Raw genomic sequence first — 12,698 nt, forward strand, 5'->3', positions numbered from 1 at the left:
GTTGGGCCGGCCTTATCGCCGGATGTAGGTCTGCAGCACCTCGACATACTCCGCGAAGGCGTCGCGTCCGGCGTCGGTGATGCGGCATACGGTACAGGGCATCTTGCCCCGGAAGGTCTTCTCCACGTCGATGTACCCTGCCCGGGCCAGTTTGTCGAGCTGCACGGAGAGATTGCCGGCCGTGGCGCCGGTCTGTTGTCGGAGAAAGGTGAAGTCGGCGCTTTCGACCCCGATGAGGACCGACATGACGGCCAGCCTCAGTTCCGAATGCAGCAGCGGATTCAACTCTCGGAACATGGCGTTATTTTTCGTGACGGGTCCGGTAGTTGATGATGTGGCCCGGGACGACCATCATCCCGACGAAAAGCAGGGCGAAGATCAGGATCTCGTTGCTCATCATCGTCGTATCGATCTCTGTGGTGCGGGCCAGTTGTCCGAGCCGGAAGTCGTACAGTGCGAAGAGCACCGAGCCGGCCATGCCGAAGAATCCGGCTGCGGTGTAGACCTTCGAGCGGACGATCAGCCCGGTCGAGGCGGTGCCGACCGACATCGTGAGGGTGATCAGGGCGAAGAGGCTTGGGTGGTAGCTCCAGCCGTGGAGGAAACTGAAGAGGAAGATCGGAATGAGGGTCAGCGAGCAGACCCTCCACAGCGAGTGGATGATGCGGTCGATCTCGGTGCGGGGCTCTGAACTCTTTTTTTCGGGGAAGAGACGCATCAGCAGGCAGCCGATGACCGGAATGAGGAACCACGTCAGGCTCCATGCCGGGTCGGCACCGGCGATGTTGAGGGCGTAGTTGAGCAGCGATACGGCTACGGTCGTGTAGCCCCAGATGAGGAACGGGCGTCCCGAGTGGCGTTCGAGTCGTTGGCGGGTGCTGCGGATCATGCGCGTGATGAGTTCGAGACTCTGCTGCGCGTCGAGTTGTTTTTCGTCCATGTCGGTTGTTTTTTGAGGGTTTTCGGGGGTGAATGAACCGCGGAAGTCGACCGTGTATCGGTGCGGCAATCCGTGGCGGGAGTTTTCGTGCGGCGGCGTTTTGTGAGCGGCTACTCCTTTTCGTCGCCGAAGAGGTAGAAGAGCAGCGCGAGCAGCAGTTGCAGTCCCCATCCGGCGATGACCCACAATACCCACCAGTAGTGGGGTGAGGTCAGCCGGTTGACGACGGCCAGAAAGGCGCAGGTTACGGCCCAGACAATGACCTGTCAGGCAAATCCCCGGGCAAAATGGCGGCGTGCGGTCGCTCTCCCGGCGGTGGTCTCTTCCCTGGTGTGGATCTCCCTTTGCTGAGTCTCCGTGTGGTTGCAGGTTTTCACGGTCTTGTGTTTTTTGGGTGTTTCTGACGCCCCGGCTTCTCAGGACGGAATCTTTTTCCTCTCTCCTTTGTTTGCGAATATAAAGTAGTTTATTTTATAAACCAAATTTTCGTACTGAAATTTTCGAACAGTTCGATCGAGAGTCCGTGTAAACAACAAGAAGACGATGCAGGAGTGGCGGAGAGCCGATTGAGCCGGGTGCGGCCGAACGGGTGGCTGGACCGATTGGGGAGTCCGGCCCGGTTGTGACGGACGAGGCCTGCCGCTACACCTCGAACCGATACCCATCGGCCAGCAGCGGCTGCCACTCGGGGTGGCGGCGGATATAGTGGACGATGTACGAACACTCGGGGATGATCCGATCGCCCCGCCGGCGGAACTCCTCCAGCGTCGCCTCGACCAGCTGACGGGCGATGCCTTGTCCTTCGAAGGCCGCCGGCACCTCGGTGTGGGTCAGGCGGTAGCCTTGCGGCGTCGCCTCATAGTCGATCAGGGCCCGGGCGCCGTTGCCCAGGTCGAATTCATAGCGGCTCGCGGCCCTGTTGTGGATCAGTGGATAGCGTTTTTCCATCTTTTTTCGGTTTTGGATGCTCCGGAACGGATCAAATTCGGTTCCGAAATCGTATTTTTGTCCTCCGTATGGAACGGATTTCCGATTTGCTGCTCGACTGGTACGCCCGCGAAGGGCGCGATCTGCCGTGGCGCCGCACACGCGATCCCTACCGCATCTGGCTCTCGGAGGTGATCCTCCAGCAGACCCGTGTGGCGCAGGGCTTGGCCTACTACGAACGCTTCACGGCGCGTTTTCCCGACGTCGCGTCGCTGGCCGCCGCCTCCGAGGACGAGGTGCTGCGCCTCTGGCAGGGGCTCGGCTATTACAGCCGTGCACGCAACCTGCTGGCGGCGGCCCGTGAGGTGGTCGAGCGCTTTGGCGGTACGTTTCCCCGCCGCCTCGACGAGGTGCGTTCGCTGCGCGGCGTGGGCGACTACACGGCGGCGGCCATCTGCTCGGCAGCCTACGGCGAACCCTGCGCCGTCGTCGACGGCAATGTCTACCGCGTCCTCTCGCGGTTGTTCGACATCGACCTGGCAATCGACTCCACGGCCGGACGCCGCGCCTTTGCCCGTCTGGCGCAGGAGCAGCTCGATCCGTCGGCCCCCGGGCGTTACAACCAGGCCATCATGGACTTCGGAGCGCTGCAGTGCACCCCTTCGGCGCCGCGTTGCGACTGCTGTCCGCTCTCCGGCTGCTGTCTGGCTCTTGCCGCCGGCACGGTTGCCGAACGCCCCGTCAAGCAGGGCCGCACCCGCATCCGCGACCGGTGGTTCCACTACCTGCACATCACTTCGGGCGACCGTGTCCTGCTCCGCCGCCGCGAAGGGCGCGATATCTGGCAGGGGCTCTACGAGTTCCCGATGATCGAGACGCCGGCTCCGGCCGATCTGCCCGATCTGTCGGACGATCCCCTTTTTGTCGCACTGCTGGGCCCGGCACCGTGGCGGCTGCTGCGCACCGTGGCTCTGCCCGTGCACCAGCTTTCGCATCAACGCATCCACGCCCGCCTCTACCGCATCGAGGCCCCCGAACTGACGCCTGAGGCCGCGACCCTGGCCGTACCGACATCGGAACTCGGCGACCACGCCCTGCCGCGGCTGCTGGACCGCTACCTCTCCTTGCCGGAGGCTATCTGACCAGATAGGCGATGTAGGCGGCGTAGATCACCAGAAACAGCGCTCCCTCCCAACGGTCGACGGCCCGGCGCCGGAAGGTGAAGGCCGCCAGAAAGAGCAGCACGGCGCTCAACAGCACGACCAGCAGGTCGACGAGCGTGATGCCGCCCATCGTCAGCGGATTGATCGTGGCGCTCAGACCCAGAATCAGCAGGATGTTGGCGATGTTCGAACCGATGACGTTTCCGAGGGCCATGTCGCTCTTGCCCTTGATGAGCGAGACCACCGACGAGGCCAGTTCGGGGAGCGACGTGCCGCCGGCCACCAGCGTGATGGCGATCACCGACTCGCTGATGCCCATACGTCGGGCCAGCGCCGTGGCGCTGTCGAGGAACAGCTCGCCGCCGAAGATCAGTCCGGCCAGTCCGCCGATGATCATTACGGCCATGAGCCATCCGGCCATCGGCCGCTTCTGCGGCTGGCTTCCGTCGGCCGGGGAGTCGGCCGGAGCGGTGCGGCCCGTGGCGCGGATGGTGTAGGTCATCAGCAGCAGGTAGATGACGAGCATCAGGATGCCGTCCAGTCGTCCGATGCGGTCGACGGCCCCGGCCTTGAACCAGCTGTCCATGGCCAGAACCAGAAGCAGCAGCGAGGTGGCGACGCCGAACGGAATGTCGCGGCGGATGTTGCCGGCCGTCAGGGGCAGCGGGCGGATCAGGGCGCAGAGACCCAGAATCAGAAAGACGTTGAAGATGTTCGACCCGACGACGTTGCCGATGGCCACGTCGCTCTTGCCGGCGATGGCCGAGAGGACCGAGACCACAAGTTCGGGCGTCGAGGTCCCGACGGCGACGATCGTCAGTCCGATGATGAATTCCGGCACGCGGAAGCGTTGGGCCAGGGCCGCGGAACCGTCCGTGAGGAAGTTGGCGCCGGCCAGAATCAGCGCCAGTCCGATGATCAATAGCAGTATATCCATTTTCGAGCGTGTGATTTTGCGGATTTCTTCGGTCCGCGTCCCCTTAGGCGAGCAGCAGCAGGCTGACGGCCATTACGGCCATGCCCGCCACCACGCCGTAGATCGAGGTGTGGGCCTCGCCGTATTCGCGGGCCGCCGGGAGGAGTTCGTCGATCGAGATGAAGACCATGATGCCGGCCACCCCGGCCAGGATGCACCCCATGAGCGTCGGTGAAAGGAAGGGCATCAGCACCAGATAGGCCAGCAGCGCCCCGACCGGTTCGGCCAGTCCCGAGAGCAGCGACAGCCGGAAGGCCTTCGCGCGGTCGCCCGTGGCGTAGTAGACCGGAATCGAAACGGCGATTCCCTCGGGGATGTTGTGGATGGCGATGGCCGCGGCGATGGCCACGCCGAGCGTGAGGTTGTCCACGGCCGAGGTGAAGGTGGCAATTCCCTCGGGAAAGTTGTGGATGCCGATGGCCAGGGCCGTCATGACGCCCATGCGCATCAGACGCGGGTTGCGCGGACGGTGGTCCATCTCCTCGATGAGGTGCGCCTCGTGGGGGTTCTCGAACGAGGGGACCAGGCGGTCGATGATGCCGATCAGCAGGATGCCGGCGAAGAAACTCGCCACGGTGATCACACCGCCGAGGCGCGTGCCCCATTCGGCCGTGAGGGCGATCTCCGCCTCGTGGAAGAGCTCGACCAGCGAGACATAGATCATCACTCCGCCCGAGAGTCCGAGCGAGAAGGAGAGCAGGCGTTTGTTCGTACGCCGGGCCAGAAAGGCGATGGCGCTTCCGATTCCGGTGGCCAGACCGGCGCCGAGCGTCAGCAGCAGCGGGACGAGTATCGGATGGTTCTGCATCGTGAGTGCGGTTTTTGGAGGTTGCGGCCGGCCCGACACCAGACGACCGGCCTCCTTCGGGGGGCGGTCGTCAGATAGTGCGGTCCGTCGGTTTCAACCGCAAAGATAGTGCATTCGTCGGGAAAAGACGATCCCGACGAATCGGTATTTCTTATAGAGGTATCATTCTGGCTGATTGCCGGATTTCGGCGGGCAGGCGGAATCCCGGGCGGAATCCCGGGTGAGCTTCGGGCGGGCTGCGGGTGAATTTCGGGGAAACTCCGGCCCGACACCGCTCGAAAACGGGTGACCGCGGGTGCCGATGCAGATCGCCCGTCCGTGGAAGTGTGATTCGTCGGGTCGCGGTCTGTTGCACGGGCGGTCCGCGAGCGAATGTTGAAAAAAAAATCGGGAAAAGGTTTGCACGCCCGCCGAAAAACCCCTACCTTTGTAGACAATTATAGCGAAATCCGAATCCTATGAATGGCAATCCCCATATCCCGATGGCGCAAATGTGCTGGCAGCAGGATTATTGGTCGGGGTTCCACTCTCCGAAGGATGCGGATTTTCTGGTTTTTTAGGGTAACTGTTTCGGTTGCCCTATTTTTTTATGCGATCGGGTCGATGAAAACATTTTACGAGAATGCCATGATCTACCGCGGGGGGCGCTTCGAGAAGGGGCGTCTGGTCGTGGAACAGGGTCGTGTGGCGGCGGATTGCGAACCGCAGCCGGGCGATAGCCGGGTGGATCTCGGCGGCCGGTACCTCGTGCCGGGGCTGGTCGACGTGCATGTCCACCTGCGCGAACCGGGTTTCCCGCAGAAGGAGACCATCGCCACGGGTACGGCCGCAGCGGCTCACGGAGGCTATACGACGGTCTGCTCGATGCCCAACCTGAATCCGGCCCCCGATACGCCGGAGCACCTCGAGGAGCAGCTGGCGCTGATCCGCCGCGATGCCGCGGTGCGCGTCAAACCCTATGCCTCGATCACCATGGGGCAGCGTGGATGCGGCGAACTGGTCGACTTTGCGGCGCTGGCGCCCCACGTGGCGGGATTCTCGGACGACGGGCGCGGCGTGCAGTCGGAGGAGCTGATGGAGGAGGCGATGCGCCGGGCGGCGGCGGTCCGCAAGCCGATCGTGGCCCACTGCGAGGTCGACGAACTCCTGCGCGGCGGCTATATCCACGACGGCGTCTACTGCCGCGAACACGGCCACCGCGGCATTTCGTCGGAGAGCGAGTGGCGGCAGGTCGAGCGTGACATCGCGCTGGCCGAACGGACCGGGTGCCAGTACCACGTCTGCCACGTTTCGACGAAGGAGAGCGTCGAGCTGGTACGGCGCGCCAGGGCCCGGGGCCTCAGGGTGAGCTGCGAGACGGGTCCCCACTACCTGCTGCTTTGCGACGAGGATCTGCAGGAGGAGGGACGCTTCAAGATGAACCCGCCGCTGCGCAGCCGCGAGGACCGCGAGGCGCTGCTGGCCGGCATTGTCGACGGCACGATCGAGGTCATCGCCACGGACCACGCCCCGCATACCGCCGAGGAGAAGTCGCGCGGTCTGGAGCGGAGCGCCATGGGCATCGTCGGGCTGGAGACGGCCTTCCCGCTGCTCTATACCTATCTGGTAAAGCGGGGCGTCATTACGCTTGAGCGCCTCGTGGAGCTGATGTCGGTCAATCCGCGGCGGCTCTTTGCGCTCGAGGGGGGAATTGCCGAGGGGGATCCGGCCGACTTCACGGTGCTGGACCTCGACATGCACTATGCAATTGATCCCGCTACGTTCCTCTCGAAGGGCCATGCCACGCCGTTTGCCGGCTGGCAGGTCGATGGCGGCGCGGTGCTGACGGTGGTTGGCGGCCGCACGGTTTACGATACGCTGACAACGAAATCAAACAGATAAGGACAGACAAGGATGAAAGCATTTACGAAAAAGATCGTCCTGGAGGACGGCCGCGAGTTTTACGGATACGGTTTCGGATCCGACCGCGAGGCCATCAACGAGATCGTCTTCAATACCTCGATGGTGGGGTATCAGGAGATCATGTCCGATCCGTCGTACACGGATCAGATGGTCGTGATGACCTATCCGCTGATCGGCAACTACGGTATGGCCGATGAGGATTACGAGACCAAGACGCCGACCGTCGGCGGCATGATCGTCCGGGAGTACAACGACCTTCCGTCGAACTTTCGCTACACGAAGACGCTCAACGAGGTCTTCGAGGAGTACGACATCCCGGCCATCTCGGGAGTTGACACCCGGACGCTGACGCGCATCATCCGCGACGAGGGCAGCCAGAAGGTGATCATCACCTCGGCCCAGACCCCCCGCGAAGAGGCGCTGGCACGGCTGCACGCCTATGAGATGCCCCACGACATGGTCGCACGCGTAAGTTGCAAGAAACGCTGGCTGTCGCGCGTGGCCAACCACAAGTACGACGTGGTGGCCATCGACTGCGGCATCAAGTACAACATCGTGCGGCAGTTGAACCACGTGGGCTGCAACGTCACGGTGATGCCCTACAATTCGACGCTGGAGGAGATCCTTGCCTTCCATCCCGACGGTATCCTCTTCTCGAACGGACCCGGCAACCCGGAGGACGTACAGCCGGTCATCGAACTGATCCGCCGGCTGCGGGGACGTCTGCCGCTCTTCGGCATCTGCATGGGCCATCAGCTGATCTCGCTGGCCTACGGTGCGCGGACCTTCAAGATGAAGTTCGGCCACCGCGGCGCCAACCATCCGGTCAAGAACCTGCAGACGGGCAAGATCGAGATCACGAGCCAGAACCACAGCTATGCCGTGGACATCGACTCGCTGAAGGGTACGGGGCTGACGCTGACGCACGTCAATCTGCTCGACGGCACGGCCGAAGGGGTGGAGTGTGCCGAGGAGCGGGTCTTCTCGACGCAGTATCACCCGGAGAGTGCCGCCGGTCCGCAGGACAGCACCTATCTGTTCAATAAGTTCACCAAAATCATGGAGGAGTACAAACATGCCTAAGAGAAAAGATATCAAGAAGGTGATGGTGATCGGGTCGGGCCCGATCGTGATCGGTCAGGCCGCGGAGTTCGACTACGCGGGTACGCAGGCCTGTCTGGCCCTCAGGGAGGAGGGCTACGAGGTGATCCTCGCCAACTCGAACCCTGCCACGATCATGACCGATACGCATATTGCGGACAAGGTCTACATGGAGCCGCTGACGCTCGAATATGTGGCCAAGATCATCCGCTACGAGCGTCCCGATGCCATCGTTCCGGGACTGGGCGGACAGACGGGTCTGAATCTGGCCGTGCAGCTGGCCAAGAAGGGTATCCTGAAGGAGTGTCAGGTGGAGATCCTGGGCACGTCGTTCGACTCGATCGAACGCGCCGAGGACCGCGAACTCTTCAAGGAGCTGTGCCAGTCGCTGGGCGAACCGGTGCTTCCGTCGGAGGTGGCCTCGACGATCGACGAAGGGGTGGAGATTGCCGCGCGGATCGGCTATCCGGTGGTGCTGCGTCCGGCCTTCACGCTGGGCGGTACGGGCGGCGGCTTCGCCGATGACGAGGCGCAGCTGCGCGAGATGATGCGCAACGCCTTGGCTCTCTCGCCCGTGCATCAGGTGCTGGTCGAGAAGAGCATCAGGGGCTACAAGGAGATCGAGTTCGAGGTGATGCGCGACCACAACGACACGGCCATCAGCATCTGCTGCATGGAGAACATCGACCCGGTGGGCATCCATACGGGCGACTCGATCGTCGTGGCCCCGAGCCAGACGCTGACCAACAAGGAGTTCCAGATGCTGCGCGACTCGGCGCTGAAGATCATCCGCGCGCTGAAGATCGAGGGCGGCTGCAACGTGCAGTTCGCGCTGGATCCACTGTCGTTCAAATACTTCCTCATCGAGGTGAATCCGCGCGTGTCGCGTTCGTCGGCCCTGGCCTCGAAGGCCTCGGGATACCCGATCGCCCGCGTGAGTGCGAAGATCGCCGTGGGGCTGACGCTCGACGAGATCCGCATTGCCAATACGCCGGCCTCGTTCGAGCCGACGCTCGACTACGTGGTGACGAAGATCGCCCGCTTCCCGTTCGACAAGTTCTCCGACGCCTCGAACAAGCTCGGCACGCAGATGAAGGCCACGGGCGAGGTGATGTCGGTCGGCCGCACGATGGAGGAGTCGCTGCTGAAGGCCGTCCGCTCGCTTGAGACGGGCGTCTGCCACATCTACCACAGGAAATTCGATTCGTGGTCGAACGACGACCTGCTGGACTATATCAAGATCGGTACGGACGACCGCCTCTATGCCATCGCCCAGCTGATCCGCGGCGGGGTCGACCTGGCGCTGATCTACGACAAGACGAAGATCGACATGTTCTTCCTCGAGAAGTTCAAGAACATCGTCGAGTTCGAGAAGGTGCTCCGCGCCCATCCGATGGACATCGAGACGCTGCGCGACGCCAAGCGCATGGGCTTCAGCGACAAGTATATCGGCCAGCTGTGGGGGCTTTCGCAGCATGAGATGTACCGCCTGCGGGAGAAGAACGACATCTTCCCCGTCTACAAGATGATCGACACGTGCGCCAGCGAGTTCGACTCCTACGTGCCCTACTTCTACTCGACCTACGAGCACGAAAACGAGTCGAAGGTGAGCGACCGCAAGAAGATCGTCGTGCTGGGTTCGGGCCCGATTCGCATCGGACAGGGTGTCGAATTCGACTACTCGACGGTTCACGCCATCTGGTCGATCCGCGAGGCGGGCTACGAGGCCATCATCATCAACAACAACCCGGAGACCGTCTCGACGGACTACACGACCAGCGACAAGCTCTACTTCGAGCCGCTGACGGTCGAGGACGTGATGAACGTCATCCATCTCGAAAAGCCCGAGGCGATCGTGGTGTCGCTGGGCGGACAGACGGCCATCAACCTGGCCGAACCGCTGGCCGAACTGGGCGTGCCGATCATCGGCACGGACTGCGAGGCGATCCGCAACGCCGAGGACCGCGGTTGCTTCGAGCACATCATGGAGGAGCTGGGCATCCCGCAGCCGGAGGCCGAGGCCGTGACGGACATCGAGGCCGGCGTGAAGGCGGCGGCACGGATCGGCTATCCGGTGCTGGTCCGTCCGAGCTACGTGCTGGGCGGCCGCGCCATGCAGATCGTCTCGAACGAGGAGCGGCTGCGCCACTACCTGCAGACGGCCGTGGAGGTGAATGTGGACCAGCCGGTGCTGGTCGACCGCTACATCCTGGGCAAGGAGCTGGAGGTCGACGCCATCTGCGACGGACGCGATGTCTTCATTCCGGGCATCATGGAGCATGTCGAGCATACGGGTATCCACTCGGGTGACTCGATCAGCGTCTATCCGACCTTCAGCGTCAGCCAGCGCGCCAAGGAGAAGATCATCGACTACACGGTGCGGCTGGGTCTGCGGATCGGCATCGTGGGTCTCTACAACATCCAGTTCATCGTGGCGGGCGACGACGACGTCTACGTCATCGAGGTCAACCCGCGTTCGTCGCGTACGGTACCGTTCCTCTCGAAGTCGACCGGGGTTCCGATGGCGCACATCGCCACGCAGGTCATCCTGGGCAAGTCGCTCCGCGAACTGGGTTACAGCGAGGTCTACGGCCGCGAGAAGGAGCGCTGGTACGTGAAGGCTCCGGCCTTCTCGTTCGCCAAGATCCGCGGCATGGATTCCTACCTCTCGCCGGAGATGAAGTCGACGGGTGAGGCGATCGGCTACGACGACAAGCTGACGCGGGCGCTCTACAAGGCGCTGCAGGCCACGGGCATGCACGTCTCGAACTACGGAACGATCTTCGTGACGATCGCCGATCAGGACAAGCCGCAGGCGCTGCCGCTCGTGAAGCGCTTCTACGACCTGGGCTTCAACATCGAGGCGACGACCGGCACGGCGGAGTTCCTGCGCGAGCACGGCATCCGCACGCGCACGCGCCGCAAGCTGAACGAGGGAAGCACGGAGATTATCGACGCCCTGCGTCAGGGACATATCAGCTACGTGATCAACACGATCGACATCAACCAGCACAATACGCGGCTGGACGGCTATGAGATCCGCCGCACGGCCGTCGAGAACAACGTGACGGTCTTCACGGCCCTCGAGACGGTGAAGGTACTGCTGGACGTGCTGGAGGAGATCACGCTGCGGGTTTCTACGATCGACGCCAAATAGGAGAGCGCCATGATGACGGACAAATCGGAAAACGGGACGATGTACAAGCGGGGACTCTACCGCATCGAAGAGAACGAACGGCTGACGGAGTCGGTGTGGCGCATGACGCTCGAGGGTGACACGCAGTGGATTACGGCTCCCGGACAATTCGTCAACATCGCCCTCGAGGGGCACTATCTGCGGCGGCCGATCTCGGTGTGCGACTGGGACGACGAGCGGATCGTGCTGATCTATAAGGTCGTGGGTGAGGGTACGGCGCAGATGAGCCGCATGGAGGCGGGCGAGGAGCTCGACCTGCTGACAGGGCTCGGAAACGGCTTCTCGACGCGGATCGACGCCCGGCGTCCGCTGCTGGTCGGCGGCGGAGTGGGGGTTCCCCCGCTCTACGGACTGGCCCGCAAGCTGCTCGATGCGGGCAAACCGGTCGGCGTGGTGCTGGGCTTCAACACCGAGTCGGAGATCTTCTACGAGGAGGAGTTCCGCCGTCTGGGGTGCAGCGTCACGGTGGCCACGGCCGACGGTTCGCGCGGCGTGAAGGGCTTCGTGACGACGGCCATCGCCGAGGAGAGGCTCGATTTCGACTACTTCTATGCCTGCGGGCCGCTGCCGATGCTCCACGCCCTGTACAACGCCGTGGAGCAGGACGGACAGCTTTCGTTCGAGGAGCGCATGGGGTGCGGATTCGGCGCCTGCATGGGCTGCTCGTGCAAAACCCGGTACGGCAACAAGCGCATCTGCAAGGAGGGACCCGTACTGGAGAAAGGAGAGATCATATGGTAGGGAAACAGACGATACAACCCGGCATCGCCGCCGGGGTCGACACGACGGTGGAGCTGTGCGGCGTGCGGCTGGACAACCCGGTCGTACCGGCCAGCGGCACGTTCGGCTACGGCAACGAATTCAAGGACTTCTACGACATCAACATCCTCGGGTCGTTCTCGTTCAAGGGAACGACGCGCGAGGCGCGCTTCGGCAACCCCACGCCCCGCATCGCCGAGTGCACCGAGGGGATGATCAACGCCGTGGGGCTGCAGAACCCGGGCATCGACGCCGTGATCCGGCACGAACTGCCGCGGCTGCGGAGCTTCTTCCGCAAACCGGTCATTGCCAACATCTCGGGCTTCTCGGTCGAGGAGTATGCCTACTGCTGCGAGCGGATCGACAAGCAGGAGCAGGTCGGGATCATCGAGGTGAACGTCTCGTGCCCGAACGTGCGCCACGGCGGCATGTCGTTCGGCACGAGCCCCGAGGCGGCGGCCGAGGTGACGCGCGCGGTGAAGGCCGTGACTGCCAAGCCGGTCTTCATCAAACTCTCGCCCAACGTCACGGACATCGTTGAGATCGCCCGGGCGTGTGAGGAGGCGGGGGCCGACGGCATCTCGCTGATCAATACGGTGCTGGGCATGCGCATCGACGTGGCCCGCAGACGGCCCGTAATCGCCAATACGATGGGTGGGTTCTCGGGCCCGGCGATCTTCCCGCTGGCCGTGCGGATGGTCTACCAGGTGGCCCATGCGTGCCGGATTCCGGTCATGGGGTGCGGCGGCGTGCGGTCGGCCCGCGACGTGATCGAGATGATGATGGCCGGCGCGACGGCCGTGCAGGTCGGCGCCGCCAATCTGGTCAACCCCTACGCCTCGAAAGAGATCGTCGAGGCACTGCCCGGCGAAATGCAGCGCCTGGGCATCGAACGTTTGTCGGATATAATCGGAATAGCTTGAAAA

At 63.2% G+C, this 12,698-nt stretch carries 12 protein-coding genes; 6 read left to right on the forward strand and 6 right to left on the reverse strand.

Annotated features, from left to right (window positions below; all coding sequences use genetic code 11):
- Positions 1–12: 12 nt before the first annotated feature.
- From B5E60_RS03095 to B5E60_RS03110, 4 genes are all read right to left on the reverse strand, one after another.
- The gene (locus B5E60_RS03095) at positions 13–297 is read right to left on the reverse strand and encodes a winged helix-turn-helix domain-containing protein (protein ID WP_087309424.1); all 285 of its coding nucleotides are present in this window, start codon (positions 295–297) and stop codon (positions 13–15) included.
- Between the two features lie 4 nt (positions 298–301).
- Positions 302–940 (reverse strand): hypothetical protein, encoded by a 639-nt coding sequence (locus B5E60_RS03100; RefSeq protein WP_087309425.1) that lies wholly within the window; start codon positions 938–940, stop codon positions 302–304.
- A 110-nt stretch (positions 941–1,050) separates the two neighbouring features.
- Complete coding sequence (locus B5E60_RS14140; protein ID WP_446697990.1) at positions 1,051–1,200, reverse strand: 2TM domain-containing protein; 150 nt, start codon at positions 1,198–1,200, stop codon at positions 1,051–1,053.
- A 382-nt stretch (positions 1,201–1,582) separates the two neighbouring features.
- A complete protein-coding gene (locus B5E60_RS03110) occupies positions 1,583–1,888 on the reverse strand; it encodes a GNAT family N-acetyltransferase (RefSeq protein WP_087309426.1) in 306 nt (101 codons plus the stop codon).
- A 68-nt stretch (positions 1,889–1,956) separates the two neighbouring features.
- On the opposite strand from B5E60_RS03110, the gene mutY reads away from it, so the two are divergent.
- Positions 1,957–3,009, forward strand: coding sequence for an A/G-specific adenine glycosylase (mutY, locus tag B5E60_RS03115; protein WP_087309427.1), 1,053 nt, complete (start codon positions 1,957–1,959; stop codon positions 3,007–3,009).
- Here the strand turns inward: mutY and B5E60_RS03120 are convergent.
- Both B5E60_RS03120 and zupT read right to left on the reverse strand, forming a co-directional pair.
- Positions 3,002–3,967: a calcium/sodium antiporter gene (locus B5E60_RS03120; protein ID WP_087309428.1), complete on the reverse strand. Its 966-nt coding sequence runs from the start codon at positions 3,965–3,967 to the stop codon at positions 3,002–3,004. The genes mutY and B5E60_RS03120 overlap by 8 nt on opposite strands.
- Before the next feature lie 43 nt (positions 3,968–4,010).
- Positions 4,011–4,814: a zinc transporter ZupT gene (gene zupT, locus B5E60_RS03125; RefSeq protein ID WP_087309429.1), complete on the reverse strand. Its 804-nt coding sequence runs from the start codon at positions 4,812–4,814 to the stop codon at positions 4,011–4,013.
- 603 nt (positions 4,815–5,417) lie between these two features.
- Between zupT and B5E60_RS03130 the strand changes: the two genes are divergently transcribed.
- From B5E60_RS03130 to B5E60_RS03150, 5 genes are read left to right on the forward strand one after another with little or no spacing between them, the layout of a single operon-like run.
- The gene (locus B5E60_RS03130) at positions 5,418–6,695 is read left to right on the forward strand and encodes a dihydroorotase (RefSeq protein ID WP_087309430.1); all 1,278 of its coding nucleotides are present in this window, start codon (positions 5,418–5,420) and stop codon (positions 6,693–6,695) included.
- Positions 6,696–6,707: 12 nt separating this feature from the next.
- On the forward strand, positions 6,708–7,799 hold the full coding sequence (gene carA, locus B5E60_RS03135; protein WP_087309431.1) for a glutamine-hydrolyzing carbamoyl-phosphate synthase small subunit: 1,092 nt from the start codon (positions 6,708–6,710) through the stop codon (positions 7,797–7,799).
- On the forward strand, positions 7,792–10,974 hold the full coding sequence (gene carB, locus B5E60_RS03140) for a carbamoyl-phosphate synthase large subunit (RefSeq protein WP_087309432.1): 3,183 nt from the start codon (positions 7,792–7,794) through the stop codon (positions 10,972–10,974). The genes carA and carB overlap by 8 nt, the downstream gene beginning before the upstream one ends.
- 39 nt (positions 10,975–11,013) lie before the next feature.
- Entirely contained in the window at positions 11,014–11,754 is a 741-nt protein-coding gene (locus B5E60_RS03145; RefSeq protein WP_087309515.1) for a dihydroorotate dehydrogenase electron transfer subunit, read from the forward strand.
- On the forward strand, positions 11,748–12,695 hold the full coding sequence (locus B5E60_RS03150) for a dihydroorotate dehydrogenase (RefSeq protein WP_087309433.1): 948 nt from the start codon (positions 11,748–11,750) through the stop codon (positions 12,693–12,695). Before B5E60_RS03145 ends, B5E60_RS03150 begins: the two co-directional genes overlap by 7 nt.
- The last annotated feature ends 3 nt before the right edge of the window (positions 12,696–12,698 follow it).

Source organism: Alistipes sp. An116, assembly GCF_002161005.1.
In the GTDB taxonomy this organism is placed as follows: Bacteria; Bacteroidota; Bacteroidia; order Bacteroidales; family Rikenellaceae; genus Alistipes; species Alistipes megaguti.

What these genes read in the sequence shown, in the direction of transcription:
- B5E60_RS03095 (WP_087309424.1), bottom strand. Translation starts at nt 297, where the DNA reads ATGTTCCGAGAGTTGAATCCGCTGCTGCATTCGGAACTGAGGCTGGCC.
- B5E60_RS03100 (WP_087309425.1), bottom strand. Translation starts at nt 940, where the DNA reads ATGGACGAAAAACAACTCGACGCGCAGCAGAGTCTCGAACTCATCACG.
- B5E60_RS03110 (WP_087309426.1), bottom strand. Translation starts at nt 1,888, where the DNA reads ATGGAAAAACGCTATCCACTGATCCACAACAGGGCCGCGAGCCGCTAT.
- mutY (WP_087309427.1), top strand. Translation starts at nt 1,957, where the DNA reads ATGGAACGGATTTCCGATTTGCTGCTCGACTGGTACGCCCGCGAAGGG.
- B5E60_RS03120 (WP_087309428.1), bottom strand. Translation starts at nt 3,967, where the DNA reads ATGGATATACTGCTATTGATCATCGGACTGGCGCTGATTCTGGCCGGC.
- zupT (WP_087309429.1), bottom strand. Translation starts at nt 4,814, where the DNA reads ATGCAGAACCATCCGATACTCGTCCCGCTGCTGCTGACGCTCGGCGCC.
- B5E60_RS03130 (WP_087309430.1), top strand. Translation starts at nt 5,418, where the DNA reads ATGAAAACATTTTACGAGAATGCCATGATCTACCGCGGGGGGCGCTTC.
- carA (WP_087309431.1), top strand. Translation starts at nt 6,708, where the DNA reads ATGAAAGCATTTACGAAAAAGATCGTCCTGGAGGACGGCCGCGAGTTT.
- carB (WP_087309432.1), top strand. Translation starts at nt 7,792, where the DNA reads ATGCCTAAGAGAAAAGATATCAAGAAGGTGATGGTGATCGGGTCGGGC.
- B5E60_RS03145 (WP_087309515.1), top strand. Translation starts at nt 11,014, where the DNA reads ATGTACAAGCGGGGACTCTACCGCATCGAAGAGAACGAACGGCTGACG.
- B5E60_RS03150 (WP_087309433.1), top strand. Translation starts at nt 11,748, where the DNA reads ATGGTAGGGAAACAGACGATACAACCCGGCATCGCCGCCGGGGTCGAC.